Annotated in this window: 13 protein-coding genes; 1 reads left to right on the plus strand and 12 read right to left on the minus strand. The window is 66.4% G+C overall.

Features of this window, described 5'->3' with window-relative positions:
• Positions 1-104: 104 nt before the first annotated feature.
• The 4 genes from lpdA to ABE464_RS01765 are packed head-to-tail and all read right to left on the minus strand — an operon-like array spanning position 105 to position 5,160.
• On the minus strand, positions 105-1,511 hold the full coding sequence (gene lpdA, locus ABE464_RS01750) for a dihydrolipoyl dehydrogenase (protein WP_346470465.1): 1,407 nt from the start codon (positions 1,509-1,511) through the stop codon (positions 105-107).
• A 3-nt stretch (positions 1,512-1,514) separates the two neighbouring features.
• Positions 1,515-2,858, minus strand: coding sequence for a dihydrolipoamide acetyltransferase family protein (locus ABE464_RS01755; protein ID WP_346470466.1), 1,344 nt, complete (start codon positions 2,856-2,858; stop codon positions 1,515-1,517).
• 3 nt (positions 2,859-2,861) lie between these two features.
• Positions 2,862-3,905 carry an alpha-ketoacid dehydrogenase subunit beta gene (locus ABE464_RS01760; protein WP_346470467.1) on the minus strand — a complete coding sequence of 348 codons (1,044 nt, stop codon included), beginning with the start codon at positions 3,903-3,905 and terminating at the stop codon, positions 2,862-2,864.
• A 4-nt stretch (positions 3,906-3,909) separates the two neighbouring features.
• Positions 3,910-5,160, minus strand: a complete 1,251-nt coding sequence (locus ABE464_RS01765; RefSeq protein WP_346470468.1) for a 3-methyl-2-oxobutanoate dehydrogenase (2-methylpropanoyl-transferring) subunit alpha — start codon at positions 5,158-5,160, stop codon at positions 3,910-3,912.
• A 262-nt stretch (positions 5,161-5,422) separates the two neighbouring features.
• Between ABE464_RS01765 and ABE464_RS01770 the strand changes: the two genes are divergently transcribed.
• Positions 5,423-6,334 (plus strand): LysR substrate-binding domain-containing protein, encoded by a 912-nt coding sequence (locus ABE464_RS01770; protein WP_176989816.1) that lies wholly within the window; start codon positions 5,423-5,425, stop codon positions 6,332-6,334.
• Here ABE464_RS01770 and ABE464_RS01775 read toward each other — a convergent pair.
• From ABE464_RS01775 to ABE464_RS01810, 8 genes are all read right to left on the minus strand, one after another.
• Positions 6,304-7,455: a hypothetical protein gene (locus ABE464_RS01775; protein WP_346470469.1), complete on the minus strand. Its 1,152-nt coding sequence runs from the start codon at positions 7,453-7,455 to the stop codon at positions 6,304-6,306. The two genes, ABE464_RS01770 and ABE464_RS01775, sit on opposite strands and share 31 nt — an antisense overlap.
• A complete protein-coding gene (bla, locus tag ABE464_RS01780) occupies positions 7,452-8,450 on the minus strand; it encodes a class A beta-lactamase (protein ID WP_346470470.1) in 999 nt (332 codons plus the stop codon). The genes ABE464_RS01775 and bla overlap by 4 nt, the downstream gene beginning before the upstream one ends.
• 2 nt (positions 8,451-8,452) lie before the next feature.
• The gene (locus tag ABE464_RS01785) at positions 8,453-9,496 is read right to left on the minus strand and encodes a DUF1611 domain-containing protein (protein WP_265307805.1); all 1,044 of its coding nucleotides are present in this window, start codon (positions 9,494-9,496) and stop codon (positions 8,453-8,455) included.
• 184 nt (positions 9,497-9,680) lie between these two features.
• Positions 9,681-11,894 carry a TonB-dependent receptor gene (locus ABE464_RS01790; RefSeq protein WP_346470471.1) on the minus strand — a complete coding sequence of 738 codons (2,214 nt, stop codon included), beginning with the start codon at positions 11,892-11,894 and terminating at the stop codon, positions 9,681-9,683.
• Positions 11,895-11,924: 30 nt separating this feature from the next.
• On the minus strand, positions 11,925-13,100 hold the full coding sequence (locus ABE464_RS01795; protein WP_346470472.1) for a membrane dipeptidase: 1,176 nt from the start codon (positions 13,098-13,100) through the stop codon (positions 11,925-11,927).
• A 118-nt stretch (positions 13,101-13,218) separates the two neighbouring features.
• The gene (locus tag ABE464_RS01800; RefSeq protein ID WP_346470473.1) at positions 13,219-14,517 is read right to left on the minus strand and encodes a peptide MFS transporter; all 1,299 of its coding nucleotides are present in this window, start codon (positions 14,515-14,517) and stop codon (positions 13,219-13,221) included.
• Between the two features lie 19 nt (positions 14,518-14,536).
• Complete coding sequence (locus ABE464_RS01805; RefSeq protein ID WP_346470475.1) at positions 14,537-16,561, minus strand: serine hydrolase domain-containing protein; 2,025 nt, start codon at positions 16,559-16,561, stop codon at positions 14,537-14,539.
• Positions 16,558-17,556: a dipeptide epimerase gene (locus tag ABE464_RS01810; RefSeq protein WP_346470476.1), complete on the minus strand. Its 999-nt coding sequence runs from the start codon at positions 17,554-17,556 to the stop codon at positions 16,558-16,560. The genes ABE464_RS01805 and ABE464_RS01810 overlap by 4 nt, the downstream gene beginning before the upstream one ends.
• Between the last annotated feature and the right edge of the window lie 15 nt (positions 17,557-17,571).

Raw genomic sequence — 17,571 nt, forward strand, 5'->3', positions numbered from 1 at the left:
GCGTACTGGAAGCAACACAAAGAAACGGCCCGCAGTGCGGGCCGTTTCTTTTACTGACTGGACATCCAGCGCTGCCGATTCCTCAGCAGCGCCGTGCAGATGCCTCAGATATGCAACGCATGCCCCAACGCACGCAGCGCCGCTTCCTGAACCGCCTCACCCAGCGTCGGGTGCGGATGGATCGTACCGGCGATGTCCTCCAGCGTGGCGCCCATCTCAATCGACTGCACGAAAGCAATCGACAGCTCCGACACCTGCACGCCCACGGCCTGCCAGCCCAGGATTCGGTGGTCACTGCTGCGTGCGACCACGCGCACGAAGCCATCGGTGGATTCCAGCGACATCGCACGGCCATTGGCCGCGAACGGGAACAGCGCGACCTTGGTCTCGATGCCCTGTGCCTTGGCTTCGTCCGGCGACAGCCCGACCACCACGATTTCCGGATCGGTGAAGCACACCGCCGGAATCGCGGCCGGCACGAAGTGGCGCTTCTTGCCGCTGACGATCTCGGCCACCAGTTCGCCCTGTGCCATCGCCCGGTGCGCGAGCATCGGCTCACCGGCGACATCGCCGATCGCCCACACGTTGCGCATCGAGGTCTTGCACTGGTCGTCGATCTTGATCGCCTTGCCGGTCAGATCCAGCTGCAGCGATTCGAGATTGAAGCCGTCGGTCTTCGGGCGACGGCCCACCGCGACCAGGATCTGGTCGGCGTCCAGCGCAATTTCGTTACCGTCCTTGTCACGCACGCGCAGCTGGCCGTTGTCGGCCAGGCCGAGCACGCTGTGGCCGGTCAGCAGCTTCACGCCGGACTTCTCCAGCTGCGTGGCCACCGGCTTGGTCAGCTCGGCGTCGTAGGCCGGCAGGATGCGTTCCTGGGCCTCCACCACCGTGACTTCGCAGCCGAGCTTGCGGTACACCGTGCCCAGCTCCAGGCCGATGTAACCGCCACCGACGACGATCAGCTGCTTGGGCAGCGAGGTCGGCGAGAGGGCTTCGGTGGAGGAGATGACCTTGCCACCGAACGGCAGGAACGGCAGTTCCACCGGCACCGAGCCGGTCGCCAGCAGCAGGTGCTCGCAGGTGATGCGCAGCGTGCCGCCGTCTTCGGCGGCACCGGCGATCTCGACGGTCTTGCCGTCGACGATCGTGGCCCAGCCCTTGATCAGCTGCGCGCCGTTTTTCTTCAGCAGTGCACTGACGCCACCGGTCAGCTTCTTGACGATGCCGGCCTTCCACGCGACGGTCTTGGCCAGGTCCAGTGACGGTGCCTGCACGCTGATGCCCAGCGGCGAGGTGCCTGCCGCATAGGCGGTGACCTTGGTGAATTCCTCGGCGGCATGGATCAGCGCCTTGGACGGAATGCAGCCGATGTTGAGGCAGGTGCCACCCGGATTGACGCCCTCGACCACGATGGTCTTGACGCCGAGCTGGCCGGCGCGGATGCCGGCGATGTAACCGCCGGGACCGCCGCCGATGATCAGCAACTGGGTTTGAAGGGTATTGGACATCGCTTACTCCACGAACAGCAGGGCCGGGGTTTCCAGGCGCGTACGGATCGCCTGCACGAACTCGGCCGCATCCATGCCATCGACGATGCGATGGTCGAACGAGGACGACAGATTCATCAGCTTGCGCGCCACCACCTGGCCCTCGCGGAACATCGGGCGTTCGATGATGCGGTTCACACCGACGATCGCGACTTCCGGATGGTTGATGATCGGCGTGGAGACCACACCGCCAACGGCACCAAGGCTGCTGATGGTGATGGTGGAGCCGGACAGCTCCTCACGGGTCGCCTTGCCCACACGCACGGCATTGGCCAGGCGCGCGATCTCGGTGGCGGTCTGCCACAGATCCAGCGACTCGGCATGCGCGACCACCGGGACCGACAGGCCGACCTCGCTCTGGGTCGCGATGCCCAGCTGCACACCCTCGTAGCGGGTCACGATGTTGGCCTGGTCATCGAAGCGGGCGTTCATCTGCGGGAAGTCGCGTGCGGCCAACACCACCGCGCGTGCCAGCAGCGGCAGCAGGGTCAGCTTGCCGCGCTCCTTGGCCCAGCGCTCGTTGAGCTTGGCGCGCAGGGCCTCCACTTCCGTGACGTCGATTTCTTCCACATAGGTGATGTGCGGAATGGTCGTCCAGGACTGCTGCATCTTCTGCGCGATCTTGCGACGCAGGCCGATGATCGGCACCTGCTGCTCGCCGGTACGGCGCGCGTAGCTGCTGCCGCCGGCACTGCCACCGACCGGCTGCGCCTTGCCACCGGCGGCGGCGTAGGCATCCAGATCGGCCTGCAGGATGCGGCCGCCCGGGCCGGTGGCCGGCACATAGCGCAGCTCGATGCCCAGGTCCCAGGCGCGGCGACGCACGGCCGGCGAGGCCAGCGGGGCTTCACCGGCGTTGAGCACGCCGTTGGTGACCGCGCCACGCGCGTCCTGCTTTGCGGCACAGGCGGGTGCGGATGCAGCGGCAGCCTTGGCCGGTGCCGTGGCCGGTGCAGCCTCGGCGGCGGCCGCAGGTGCAGCTGCCGGTGCAGCCGCCTTGGGCGCAGCCACCGGTTCGGCCGCCGCGACAGCGGCCGGTGCACTGGCGGCACTGGCATTGCCGGCGCCTTCCACTTCCAGGCGGATCAGCTCGCTGCCGACGGCCATCATCTGGCCGGGCTTGCCGCCCAGCGAGACCACGGTGCCTGACACGGGCGAGGGGATCTCGACCATGGCCTTGTCGGTCATGACCTCGGCCACGACCTGGTCTTCGGCGACCGGGCCACCGACCTCGACCTTCCAGGTGATCAGTTCGACTTCGGCGATACCTTCACCGATGTCCGGCATCTTGATGACGTGATGTCCCATGGTTCAGTCCTCCAGCACGCGCTGCATTGCATCGATGACCCGGGACGGACCCGGGAAGTAGTCCCATTCCTGCGCGTGCGGATACGGGGTGTCCCAGCCGGTAACGCGTTCCACCGGTGCCTGCAGGTGGTAGAAGCAGTGCTCCTGCACCAGCGCGACCAGCTCGGCGCCGAAGCCGCAGGTGCGGGTGGCTTCGTGCAGCACGATGCAGCGGCCGGTCTTCTTGACCGAGTTGACGATGGCCTCCAGATCCAGCGGCCACAGGCTGCGCAGGTCGATCACTTCGGCATCGATCCCGGCATCTTCGGCGGCGGCCTTGGCCACCCACACGGTGGTGCCGTAGGTGACGATCGTCAGGGCCTTGCCTTCGCGGGCGATGGCGGCCTTGTCCAGCGGCACGTTGTAGTAGCCCTCCGGCACCAGGTTGTCCGGGTACTTGGACCACGCGGTGACCGGGCGGTCGTGGTGGCCGTCGAACGGGCCGTTGTACAGGCGCTTGGGCTCCAGGAAGATCACCGGATCGTCGTTCTCGATCGAGGCGATCAGCAGGCCCTTGGCGTCGTACGGGTTGGACGGCATGACCGTGCGCAGGCCGGTGGCGTGGGCGAAGATCGCCTCCGGGCTCTGGCTGTGGGTCTGGCCACCGTAGATGCCACCGCCGCACGGGGTACGGAACACCAGCGAGGAGGTGAAGCTGCCGCCGGAGCGATAGCGCATGCGCGCCGCTTCGGAGACGATCTGGTCGTAGGCCGGGTAGATGTAATCGGCGAACTGGATTTCAGCGACCGGGCGCAGGCCGTAGGCGGCCATGCCGATCGCCGCACCGGCGATGCCGTTCTCGGAAATCGGCGCATCGAACACGCGCTGCTTGCCGTACTTCGTCTGCAGGCCGTCGGTGCAGCGGAACACGCCGCCGAAGTAGCCCACGTCCTGGCCGAAGACCACCACGTTGTCGTCGCGTTCCAGCATCACGTCCATCGCCGAGCGCAGCGCCTGGATCATGGTCATCGGCGTGCCGCCGGTGTTGTTCTGTTCAATCCCGCTCATGTGTTCAGACTCCCAACTGCTGACGCTGGCGACGGAGGTGTTCGGGCATGTCCTTGTAGACGTCTTCGAACATGAGGGCCGCGCCGGGACGGTTGTCGCTGCCGAGCAACCCGTGGGTCTCGGCTTCCTTGAGGGCACGCAGGATCTCGGCATCCAGTTCGGTGCGCAGTTCGTCGTGCTGCTGCTCGCTCCACAGGCCGCGCTTGATCAGGTGCTGCTTCAGGCGGTCGATCGGATCGCCGAGCGGGAACTGCTGGGCATCATCGGCGGGGCGGTACTTGGACGGATCATCCGAGGTCGAATGCGGCCCGGCGCGGTAGGTCACCCACTCGATGAGGGTGGGGCCGAGATTGCTGCGGGCGCGTTCGGCGGCCCAGCGCGAGGCGGCGTACACCGCCAGCAGATCGTTGCCGTCCACACGCAGCGACGGAATGCCGTAGCCCACGCCGCGCGCGGCGAAGGTGGTGTTCTCACCGCCGGCAATCGCCTGGAAGGTGGAGATCGCCCACTGGTTGTTGACCACGTTGAGCACGACCGGTGCGCGGTACACGTGCGCGAAGGTCAGCGCGGCGTGGAAGTCGCCTTCGGCGGTCGCGCCATCACCCACCCATGCGGTGGCGATGCGGGTGTCGCCCTTGATCGCCGAGGCCATTGCCCAGCCCACCGCCTGGATGTACTGGGTGGTCAGGTTGCCGGAGATCGAGAAGAAGCCGTAATCCTTGTACGAGTACATGATCGGCAGCTGGCGGCCCTTCAGCGGGTCGGCCGCGTTGGACAGCACCTGGCACATCATGTCCACCATCGGCACTTCCTTGGTGACCAGGATGCCCTGCTGGCGGTAGGTCGGGAACTGCATGTCGTCATCGCGCAGTGCCAGCGTCTGGCCGACGGCGATGGCTTCCTCGCCCAGGCACTGGATATAGAACGAGGTCTTCTTCTGGCGCTGGGCGATCAGCATGCGCGCGTCATAGGCGCGCGTCTTGAGCATGGCGTGCATGGCACGCAACAGCACCGCGTCGTCGATGTCGGCGGCCCACGGGCCCACGGCGTCGCCGTTGTCGTCCAGCACGCGGATCAGCTGGCCGGTCAGCGGCGCGGTCTGGCTGGCGCTCACGTCCACGGGCGGCTTGTCGACCGCGCCGGCGGGGCTCAGCTTCAGATAGGAAAAGTCGGTGGCCTGGCCGGGACGGGCGCTGGGCTCGGGCACGTGCAGACGCAACGGCTCGCTCGTGGCGGGAATCTGGGGTGATGACATGTCAGGGGCCTCGCTGGGCTTGGGTCATGGAGCTACAGGCATACCGCAGGCGGGGGGCAACGGTAATGGCGATGTTGACGCGCCGACATCCGGGCTGGATCTCGTCGCGAAGCGGGTAAGGACCAGCGCTTTCAAGGCGGCTGGGGCCATGGCGCATTGCACCCAGTGTGAAGTCTAGAGGCACAGCGGCTTATCGTAAATTTGTTTAATTGAGTATGAGGTATTGTTTATTCAGATATCTTCATTCTGTGGGAGCCCGCGCATGCAAATCCCGGCCAACATGACCCTGCGCCAGCTGCGGTACTTTGCCGAGGCGGCCGAGTTGGGGCAGTTCTCGCAGGCCGCACGCAAGCTGCACGTCTCCCAGTCGGTCATCACCACCGCGGTCGCGCAGCTGGAAGCCTCGCTCGGGCTGAAGCTGTTCGACCGCATGCCGCACGGGGTCGGGCTGACCGCCGAGGGGCACCGCTTCCACCAGCATGTGCGGCACATCCTGGATACGTTGCAGGACGCGCTCAGCGAGCCGATGTTCCTGGCCAACACGCTGCCGGGGCGGGTGCGGATCGGCGCGTCCTACACGGTGCTGGGCTACTTCCTGCCGAGCCTGCTGGCGCGCTTCAAGCGCTCCTACCCGCAGGTGGAGGTTGATCTGGTCGACATGGACCGCGCCGCGATCGAGCAGGGCGTCAGCAGCGGCGACCTCGACTTCGGCCTGTGCATCATTTCCAACATGGCCGAGCCCTACGTGCTGCGGCGCCAGGTGCTGATCCGGTCGCGCCGCCAGCTGTGGCTGGCCGAGTCGCATCCGCTGCTGCAGCTGCCGGTGATCAGCCCGGCCGACGTGGAGCCGTACCCGTACATCATGCTGATGGTCGACGAAGGGCAGGAGTCGGCGATGCGCTACTGGCGCTCGGTCGGTCGCGAACCCAACGTCGTGTTCCGCACCTCGTCGCTGGAGGCGCTGCGCGGCATGGTCGCCTATGGGTTCGGGGTCAGCATCCTGTCGGACATGGTCTATCGGCCGTGGTCGCTGGAGGGGCGCCGGATCGACGTACGCACCCTCACCGATGCGGTGCCGCCGATGGAAGTCGGCCTGGTCTGGCGCCCGGACGAAGACCTGTCCGCGCCGGCACGCGCACTGCATCAGTTCCTGGTCTTCGCCTGTGGCGGATGAGTGGTGATGACCTCGAACGCCTGCCCGCGACGTGACCAGATCTGCCACGCCGAGTACGCCAGCAGCGGCACCACATAGGTGGCCAGGATGGCGTAAGCCAGCAGCCGGTAGCCCTTGGCGATGAGTGCCACCAGGCCGATGCCATCGGCCAGGAACACGGCCATCAGCAGGATCGCCACGATGATCGCCACCCGCACGCCGCGCGAGGGAGCGGCGCCGGTGCGTTCTGTCCAGTTGACGCTGATGCGGCCGTCCACCGAGGCCATCAGCGTGACCCCGGTTTCCACCAGTGCCACCATGATCATCAAGCGGAACAGCCACTGGAACCACGGCAGGCCGAGCTGGCCGAGCATGAGGTCGGATGGCAGTGGCGCGTCGGCGATGTCCGGCAGGAATGCGATCATGCAGACGTAGAACACGATCGCCGGCAGGATCGCCAAGGGGCCGGCCAGCGCACCGGCAATCACCGCATCGCGGCGGCACAGCAGGTGGCGCACGACCAGCAGGATCGAGACCGCGGCGAACATGTTGTAGCCGGCGTAGGTCACGCCGTTGAGCACCCAGTCCTGGCCCAGTTCATGGGTGTTGGAGAGCTGTGCCATCGCGCCGCCACCGAAGCGGTACAGGATCAGGCAGGCAGCGATCGCGTAGACCAGGTACATGAAGGCGGACATCAACTTGAACATGCGTTCGACGGCGTTGGTCCCGGCCTGCACCACGCCGGTGATGATCGCCACCAGCACCAGCGTGCCGACGAGCCGAGGCCAGCCGAACATGGTCGCGGCCAGCTCGCCGGCGGCCGCCCCGAACACCGCCAGCACCACCACGATCAGCGCCAGGTAGGCCACTTCGAACGTCCACCAGCCGCGGCCCAGCAGGTGCCGGAAGAAGGTGCGGTAGTCGTTGGCACGGATCGCCCGTGCCAACAGGAACGTCAGGATGCAGATCACACTCCAGATCAGCATCGACAACACCATGGCCGCCAGGCCGCCCCAGGGGCCCGATGGCAGGAAAAACTCCGCCAGCTCACGGCCGGTCGCGTAGCCGCCGCCGATCACGGCCGACTTGAACGCCAGACCGGGCAACAGATACCGCTGGAACCGGCTGGCGGCGGCGGTCACTTGCGGGCGGCCGCAGGCTGCAGCAGGTAGAAGTCACGCACGGTGCGGGCGATCTCGGCGATCACACGCTCACGTTCGCTGCGCGGGGCATTGCTGGCTTTGACGAACACCGAGATGGCGAACTGGCTGCCATCGGGCAGGGTGACCACGCCCACATCGTTGACGGTGCCGGCCACGGTGCCGCTCTTGTCGGCCACCTTGGTGCCCGGCGGCAGGCTGCCGCGCAGGCGTGCGCTGCAGGTGCGGCAGCGTTCCATGATCTGCACCAGTACCTCGGTGCTGGCCGGGCTCAGCGCTTTGCCGGTGAACAGCTTGGTCAGCAGGGTCGACATGGCGCGCGGCGTGGAGGTGTCGCGTGGATCCTTATCGAAGGCCTCGTTGCCGGATTTCGTGCGCTTGACCACCTCCGGATCGAGGGTCAGCTCGGCGACGCGCTCCTTGGTCAGCGGTTCATCGCCCAGGCCGAAGATGTCGCTCAGCAGCTGGCGCGTGTTGCGATCCAGGCGCTGGCCTTCAATGCCCTGCGCGCGCAGCCAGGCGGTAACTGCGGCCGGCCCGCCAGCCTGCGCCACCAGCACATCGGTGGCGGTGTTGTCGCTCTGGGTCAGCATCACTTCCAGCAGGTTGTGCACCGACAGGCTCACACCGTCGTGGATGAATCGGTCCGCGATCACTTCCGAATCGACGTAGAAGGCCTTCGGTACCGGCACCATCGTGGTCAGTGCCAGCTCGCCGGCATCCACCTTGCTCAGGATCACCGCCGCAACGGCGACCTTGAACGTGCTGGCCATCGGGAACCCTTCGTCCGGATTCAGATGGACCTGCGCGCCCTTGCCATCCAGGCGCCACGCCGAGACACCGACCTTGCCATCGATCAGGGTGGAAAGCCGTGCGACTTCCGTTTCGACCGGCGTGGGCTTGCTCGCGCTGAAGGCGGCGAGCGGGCTCAGGCCCAGCAGCGCCGCAACGCACAGACTCAGGGTACGGGTGGTCATCTTCATGCGATGCAGGCCTCGAGCAAACGGTTGAATTCCCCATCTTGCCGCATCGGGTCGGCCGCAGGCAGGCCAAGACGCGCGCTGACCTCGGCACAGGCGGCCGATGCCGCTGCGTCGGTCATGCCGTGGGTGTTGAGACTGACGCCGACACAGCGGATATCCGGATTGGTGCGGCGGCCGAGCTGCACGGTCAACGCGATCACGTCTTCGATGGAGGGCAGCGGGTAGTCGGGGTAACCGAGCACATGCTGGCGACCGGGCTGGTGGCAGACCACGAACACGTCCGGTTGGCTGCCATGCAACAGGCCCAGGCTGACGCCGGCATAGGCGGGGTGGAACAACGAGCCCTGGCCTTCGATGACATCCCAGTGATCGGCGGCCGCATCCGGGCTGAGCAGTTCGGCGGCGCCGGCCGAGAAATCGGCGACCACCGCGTCCATCGGAATGCCGCTGCCGGCGATCAGGATGCCGGTCTGGCCGCTGGCGCGGAAGTCGGCATCCACACCACGTTCGCGAAGACCGCGGACCAGGGCCAGCGCGGTGTACTTCTTGCCCAGCGCACAGTCGGTGCCGACGGTCAGCACGCGCTTGCCGGTACGCTTGCGGCCATTGCCGACCGGAATGCCGCGTGGCGGCACGCGCACGTTGATCAGCTGGCGACCAGTGCGTTCGGCGGCGGCGGCCAGTTCCGGGATATCACCGAGTTTGTGGTGCATGCCGCTGATCAGGTCCAGGCCTTCCTCCAGCGCCTCGACCAGTGCCGGCAGCCACTGCGCCGGAATCACGCCGCCACCGTTGGCCACGCCGATCACCATCGCACGGGCACCGGCGGCACGCGCCTGGGCGGGCGTCATCGTCGGCAGGCCGGTGGTGATCGGGCAGCCGGGCAGGCTCCACTCGGCCACGCACACCTCCGGCGCCCAGTCCTTCAGGCCGATCGCGGTCTTGGCGAAGCCCGCTTCGGTGGTATCACCCAGGAACAGCAGGTAGGGCTGGGGGAGGGCGGCAAGTGCGAGCACTTCAGCGGTCGGGGTCGACGTCATGACGGAATCCAGTAGGCGAGCGGCAGAGGGTGAGCACCCACGACAGCGACGGTAGCAGTCGTTGGCCTCGTTAGACCTGTATAAGTCCTAATCAGAGAATATGCAACCCAATTAGGATTGTCATCATGCTCGCCTGACCAAGACGCCCGGCGACAGGCCTGCCGCCGGGCGCGAGGCACCGGATTCAGTAGCGATAGTCGATCGACATGCCGATGGTGCGCGGCTGCAGGGGCACGCCGGTCACCGCCACATAGCGGTTGAGTGCGTCGCGCACGGAGCCGGTCGAGACGTAGGCACGCTCATCGGTGGCATTGCGGGCATACAGGCGGACCGTCCACGTCATGTTGGTCAGCTCGGCATGCAGGTCCAGCGCGTTGTAGCTGTCGATCTCATAGGCGCCGGCCACGCGCTCGCCGGTGACGCGGTAACCCGCACCGACCCGGCCCTGCCACTGGTCGCTGACATCGAAGTCGTAATCGATGGTGCTCGACCAGCTCAGGCGCGGCGTCATGGGCATGCGGCCACCTGCGACCAGGCCGCTCGACGTCGGCACATCCCCGATCTTCGAATCGATGTAGGCCGCGTTGAGGCCAACGGTCAGGCGCTCGGCTGGGCGCACCATCATGCTCAGCTCCGCCCCCTGGCTGCGCGCGCTGCCGGCGTTGCCCATCCAGCTCAGGCCGTTCTCGGACACGCGCACCTGGATGTCGTCCCAGTCGATCCGGAACAGCGCCAGATCGATCATCGCGCGGCGGTCCCAGAAGTGCGATTTGAAGCCGAGTTCGACGTTGTCCAGCGTGTCGGCCTTGGTCATCGGCACCACGCCGGAGGTCGATACGTTGGGTCCACCCGGGCGGTAGCCGGTGGCGTAACGGGCGTAGATCATCGAGCTGTCGTTGAGGTGCCAGCGCGAGGCCAGCTTCCACGTCGTCACGTTGTCGTCGGCGGAATCGGCCAGATCGATCGGCCGCGGTCCGTACAGCAGGCCGATGCTGTGCTGCTCGAAGTCCTGCTGATTGCGCGCATGCCGCACACCGGCGGATACATCGAAGCGGGGGCTGAACTTGTAGGTGACATCGGCGAAGATCGCCTGCTCGTCGTAGGTGCCCGGCAGGCTCGCGGTGCCGGGATTGAACGGCAGCGGGATGCCGTTTGCATCGTAGGCACTGACCTGCTGGCGGTTGGCGTTCTTCTCGCCGGTGAAGAAGGTACCGAGCAGCCACTCGAAGCGCTCGCTTTCCTTGGAACTCAGGCGGAACTCCTGCGTCCATTTGCGCGTGCCGAGGAAGACATCGAACTGCGCCTGGCCGGCGGGGTAGGGGGTCAGATACGGCCATGCCACGCCATAGACAAGCGAGGAGTCCTGCACTTCATCCATGCGGGTTTCGGAGAAGCTGGTGGCGGACACGAAATCCACATTGCCCAGGTCCCAGTCTAGAATCGCCGAGTAGTAATCCGTTTCCATCCGGTACGGCGTCGCGCGCTGCAGGATGCCTTCCAGCGGCCCGCGTATTGGCTCCAGCGTGGGGTAGGTCAGCCCCACTGCGCTGGAGTTGTCGGCATCCACGATCTGCGAGAGCGCCTGCACGCGCAGGTTGGCGGTGTCGCTGATGCGCCAGGTAAGCGCCAGGCGGGAGGCCAGCTGGTAGTAGCCGTTGCTGTCCTTGGCATCCTCCCCGGTGAGGTCAGGCTGGTCGACGTAGCCGGGCGTGCTCTGGCGCGACAGGCTGGCGCGCATGGCCAGCTTGCCTTCGATGAGCGGCACGTTGAACGCAGTGCGCACGCCGATGCCGGTATCGCCGGCGTCCTTGGTCGTGTTCACGTCCGTGCCGGCGCGGAACTCGAACGCATCCGGATCGGCCGCCTTGGTGATGTACTTGAACAGGCCGCCCATCGAACTGGCGCCGTACAGCGTGCCCTGCGGGCCGCGAAGCACTTCAACACTCTGGATGTCATACGGCAGCAGGTCCAGTGCGTAGGTGGTCGCGCGTTGTTTGTTGCTGCTCGGGCCGATCGGCGTATCATCGATGTAGGTCCCGATGATCGAGCCGCCACCCAGCGGCGCAACGCCGCGCAGGGCCATCGTGGTCTGTCCGGGCGCGCCGCCGCTGTCCACCTGGAACCCGGGCACATACGCGGCGAAGTCGTTGAGCCGTGTCGCACCAAAGGCTTCAAGGCGCTCTTCGCTGATCACACTGACGCCGGCCGCCACCTCCATGACGTTCTCGCTGCGCTTCTGTGCGGTGGCCACCACGCGATCGAGCTCCACCACATCGGGGGTGCTGCGGTTGCCATCGGCGTCGGCATCGGCGTCCTGGGCCAGGGCCGAGGTGGCAAGGCCCATGCAGCACAGGGAAATGGTGGTGGCGAGGATCGAACGTGTCATCGTCTTGCGCATGCGGCGGACTCTCCGGAATCAGGAACGGGGTCAGGCGGGAAGGACGACCGGCTTCCAGGTCTGGCCGAGCAGCCGCCTGAAATTTCCGCCGAGGATCTTGCGGATGTGCTCGTCGCTGTAGCCGCGCCGTATCAGCACTTCGGTCAGGTCATACGTCTTGCGGGGATGATTGAAACCATCGGTATCGATCTTGTCGCGGAACGCGTAGCTGGATTTGTAGCCGGCACGCAGCGCTTTGTTCTGCTCGGCGGGCATGTGGTCATAGCCCTGCAGATCGGCATCCGAGCCGATCCCGATGTGGTCGATGCCGACCAGTTTCACCACGTGATCGATGTGGTCGACCATGTGTTCAACCGTGGTCGGCTCGCGGTCGCGCACGAACATCCGCACGCCGGTCACGCCCATCACGCCACCCTTGGCCGCCAGCCTGCGGATGGCCTCATCGGTCTTCACCCGCGGGTGGTTGTTGAGCGCGCGGCAGTTGGAATGGGTGATGGCGATCGGGCCAGGCGCGAGGTCGATCGCATCCAGCGTGGTGCGGTCGCCGCAATGCGAGACATCGATGAGCATGCCGGTCTCGTGCATCGCCTGGATGATCTGCACGCCGAAGTCGCTGACGCCACCATCGATGCGATCGGTGGCGCCGGCGCCGATGAGGTTCTGTGCGTTGTAGGTCAACTGCGCACAGCGCATGCCCAGCAGATAGAACATCCGGACGTCGGCCGGCGTGCGGAACTGTTCTGCGTTCTGCACGCCCATGATGATCGCCGCCTTGCCGTCCGCTTTGGCCCGATCCAGGTCCTCGGCCTCGCCAACCAGGGTGAAAACGTGGCTGTTGCGGCCGACGAAACCGTTCCAGGCGGCGAGGTAGGCGAGCGTGTCCTGGTAGGCATCCGGACCGCCGATGCCGATCGCATGGTGGAAGCCGGTGATGCCGCTGGCACGCATGTCGGCCGCATCCTGTTCGCTCATGCGGCTGGCGTAGTACTCGGGGCGGAAGTCGATCTTGATCACGCCCAGCATGTCGATCACCAGCGACTCCCTGACCAGATCGATCGCGCGTGTCGAATAGGCGGTGGGGACGTCCGGCAACGCCTGGTGGCGACCGCGTGCAATCGCGGGGAAGGCGAGGGCGCCAGCACTTAAGGCGACCGCGTGGCCGAGCAGGCGGCGACGGCCGGGGGACTGCGGAAACTGATCGGGCATTACGATATCCCTACAAATCCTGAGTAGGGAATATTTCGCCTGATCGGGCATATGTCAAGCGCAATCAGAAAACATCATTCCATCTGGAGCTAGTGCGCTGCAACAATCGCGGGCTGTGTTACTGGCCCTTCGCCGCCGCGCCAGTGCCCGCCAACAAGGGCCGAGCGCGTCGTTCAAGTTGAATCAGAAGCACCGCGACGAGCATGCAGGTCCCACCCATCAGCGAGAAGAACACGGTGCTGGACAGCGTTGACCACAGCATGCCGACCGCGCCGGCCAGCAGGTTGCCGCCGAAGGACGCGAGGAACCAGAACGCGATGATCGTCGCACCGAAGCCTGCGGGGGCTAGACGCGCGAACAGACCCAACCCCACCGGCAGGATGAACAGCTCGCCGAAGGTGAAAATCGCAAAGAACAGCGCGGCCCACAGCCAGCCGACCTTGGCCGACGGTTCCCCGCCAAGGATCGCCACCAGCACGAACGACAGGCCGACCACGGCGGCGCCGATCGCCATCTTGGTCAGCGCCGCAGGTTCACGACCGCCGCGCGCCTGCCGCGTCCAGCGGCCCACCAGCAGCGGGGTGATCAAGAACACCAGCAGCGGATTGAGCGAGAAGAACCACGTCATCGGAATCGTGAAGTCCGCAGTGAGTACGCGGTCCACGCCGGTGTCGAGCCAGATCGCGATGGTGTTGCCGATCTGCTCGTAAGCCAGCCGGAACACCACGATGAGCCCGGCAATCATCGCCATCAGCTGCAGCAGGGGACGGTAGGCCGGTTGCCAGAGCGCCGAGAAGGGCAGCGTCGCCCGCTCGCTGCGCGGCGGGTCCGGCGGCAGGTGGCGGCGCCCGCTGATGTAGATCACCAGGCCCAGCAGCATGCCGATGCCGGCGGCGGAGAAGCCGACGTGCCAGCCATACACCTCCCCCAGCGTGCCGCAGATCAGCGGGGCGAGAAACGCGCCGAGGTTGATGCCCACGTAGTACACGTTGAACGCCGAGCCACGACGCGGATCATCGCGCTGGTACAGATCGCCGACCTGGCCGGGCAGGGTCGGCAGGAACAGGCCGTTGCCCAGCACGATCGCCAGCAGGGCCGGATACAGCAGCGCATCGAAGGCCATCAGGAAATGGCCGAACGCCATGATCGCTCCGCCCAGGATCACCGCACGCCGCTTGCCCAGCCAGCGGTCGGCGAGCATCCCCCCGAACACCGGGCTCAGGTAGGCCAGCGCGGTGTACAGGCCATAGACCATCGAGGCCTGTTCCTGTGAGAACAGCAGCTGCTTGGTCATGTAATAGACCAGCAGCGCCCGCATGCCGTAGTAGGAGAACTTCTCCCACATCTCGGTGAGGAACAGGATGGTCAGGCCTGGCGGTTGCCCGAACCAGGCCTTGCGCCGTGCATCGATCGTCATCGGGCGGGGCGTCCGTCGGTCAGAGCTGCAGGCCGGTACTGATCAGGCGCTGGGTGATGGCGACGAACGCCACCACCACGCCGGCCAGTGCGACGACCCAGGCGCCGTAGCGGCGCACGCGGGGCCAGCTGGCCGGCGCGCGGACCGCCACCCACACCAGGGCCACGGCTGCGAACACGCTCAGCCAGGACAGCGCCTGCATCAGGATCAGCGGACCATTGCTGTAACCGGAAATCCCGCCCGGTGCAGCGATCGACTTCACGTACAGCACCCAGGCGACCACGGTGCCCAGCTGCGTGGTGATCGACAGCGTCTGCAGCCAGCGTAGCCCGCGGCCTTCTGCTGGTGCGCTGACACGATAGTAGCGGCGCACGAACACGCCACCGATGCGCAGCACGGCCGACAGCGTCAGCAACCCCAGTGCGACAAACAGCGCAGGGCGCAGCCACGCCGGTGAACGCCAGCCCGGAATCGGTTCAAAGCCGAACACCGAGGCGAACGGGCCGCCGGAGAAGTACACCGGCCGGCCATCCTCGACCTTCACTTCCAACAGGCCGCGACCGTTCTCCTGCTGCCACAACCACGGCGATACTTCGCGCCAGCGCAGCAGTTGACCGTTCAGGCCCTTCTGGCCATCGACGGTGATCGTGCCGTCTTCCTGCGGGTGCACGCGGGTCGGTGCGAACAGCGACAGCATGCGCAGATACGAACTGTCCGAACGGCGCGTGCTCTGCCAGGTCACGCCGGCCAATGCTGCGGCATGTTCGCGCGCGACGGCGGCATCCACGCCCGGGCCGGCTGCCTGGATCGGCAGCGTCGGCAGGAAGTTCTCCACGAAGCGCTCCCAGACCTGGGCGCGCAGGGCCGAGCCGGCCGCATCACGCCCCACGCTGTTGGTGGAGACGAACACACCGATGTTGCGTTCGGGGATCATCCACAGCCACGAATAGAAGAACAGCATCGTGCCGCCGTGCGAGCGGGTCTCGTAGCCGCCGGTGTCCGAGGCCATCCAGCCCAGGGTCATGCGCGGCAGATGCGGCAGGATCGCCGCCTGCGGGGTCAGCATCTGCGCGTTGGTTTCGGCACGCATGATGCGCTGCCCATCAAGCTCACCATGATTGAGCGTGGCCATCATGAAGCGTGACATCGCCGACCCGGAGGCGTACAGACCGCCCACGCCCGGCGCGGTGTTCTTCTCGGCCGGATAGCTTTTGCCCGAGCCCAGCAGATAGCCCTTGGCGGCATGCGGCAGCAGCTCGGCCGGCAGCTTCTGCTCGAAGCTGGCGTACTGCATGTCCAGCGGCTGCAGGATGTGCTGGCGGGCGTAATCCTCGAAGCGCTGGCCGCTGACGCGCTCGACGATGTACGAGGCGATGCCGGTGGCGTAGTTGGAGTACGCCGGCTTGGTGCCGGGTGCGGAGATCTGGTTGGGCACCCAGTCCTTGAGGAAGTTGTCGCGGTTGGCCGGGTGGTCCGGGCCCAGCACGATCAGGTAGCGCATGCGCTCTTCCAGGCCACTGGTGTGGGTCATGATCTGGCGCAGCGTGACCGGCTCACCCTTGGCCGGGACCTTGATGTCCAGGTAGGTGTTGATGTCGGTATCCAGGTCCAGCTTGCCCTGTTCGACCAGCTGCATCACCGCGGTCCAGACGAACAGCTTGGAGATCGAGCCCGGGCGGAACAGGGTGGTCCTGGGGTCCACCGGTGTGCGCTTCTCGACATCGGAGAAACCAAAGCCGCGCTCGGTGACGACCTTGCCGTTCTCGACCACGGTGACCACGGCGCCGGCAAGATCGCCCTGCGCCATCAGGTACGGCACCAGACCATCGAGGAAGGTGTCCACGCGCGCCGCATCCAGCGTGCCGGTGGGGGACTGCGCGGGTGTGATGCTGTCAGGCGACTCGGTGGTCGCGGGCACTGGTGCAGCAGCCGGCGTCGGCGCCTGCGCATGCAGCGGCGAGAACGCTGCGGTCGATGCCAGCAGCATGCCGGAGATCAACGTGCGCCACTGGGTCGCGCGCGGACGATGCGATGTCGTGTTCATGCGTGAACTCCCTTGCCCCATACGGCGTCGTCGCAGTGCACCAGGCCCTCGTCGTAGCGCAGGCCCGGTACGCGGTCATCGCTCAGGAACAGCGGACCATCCAGATCGACTACGTCGCAGTGCTGGCCCACGATGAACGCCGGGCCCATCGCCCAGCTGCTGCCGATCATGTTGCCGACCATCACCTGCATGCCCAGCGCGCGGGCCTTGCCGACCATCGCCAGGCCTTCGGTGAGGCCGCCGGCCTTGTCGAGCTTGATGTTGATGACATCGAACAGACCCGCCAGCGCCTCGATCTCGGCGGCGTCCTGCACGCTTTCATCCGCCGCGAACGGCAGCGGGCGCGCAAAGCCCTTGAGCTCGGCTTCGCGGCCACGCTGCAGCGGCTGCTCCAGCAGCTGGATGTCGTTCTCCAGCAGCACCGGAATCAGGGCATCGAGCACGTCCACGGTGTAGCCCTGGTTGGCATCCACGCCCATCCAGACATCCGGCCGCACCTTGCGCACGGCGCGCACGCGTTCGATATCGATCTCCAGATCGCCACTGAGCTTGAGCTTGAGCGCTTTGGCAGACGCATAGCGTCCGGTTGCGATCGATTGCATGGTCGCCGGGTCATCGGCGCCAAGGGTCCAGGTGGTCAGCAGCGGCCGTGTCTGCGACAGGCCGGCCAGCGCCCAGGCCGGTTTGCCGGTGCGGCTTGCTTCCAAGTCCCACAGTGCGCAGTCCAGCGCGTTGCGCGCGCCACCGCGCGGCAGCAGCTGCTGCAGCTCTGCGCGGGTGATGCCGGCTTCGATCCGCGCACGCAGCAGTTCCAGCGTGGCCAGCATCTGCTCGGGCGTGTCATCGAAGTAATACACGCCGCTGGCTTCGCCACGGCCGCGATGGCCGCCGTCTTCCAGTTCCACGCGCAGCACCGGGGCGTGTTCGAACACGTAGCCGCTGATCCGGAACGGGGCCAGCAACGCAAGCGAGTCGATCTGCAGGGTCAGTTTCACAGGATGTCTCCAGCC

The sequence above is a fragment of the Stenotrophomonas sp. TWI587 genome, assembly GCF_039674145.1.
Lineage (GTDB): Bacteria > Pseudomonadota > Gammaproteobacteria > Xanthomonadales > Xanthomonadaceae > Stenotrophomonas > Stenotrophomonas maltophilia_AY.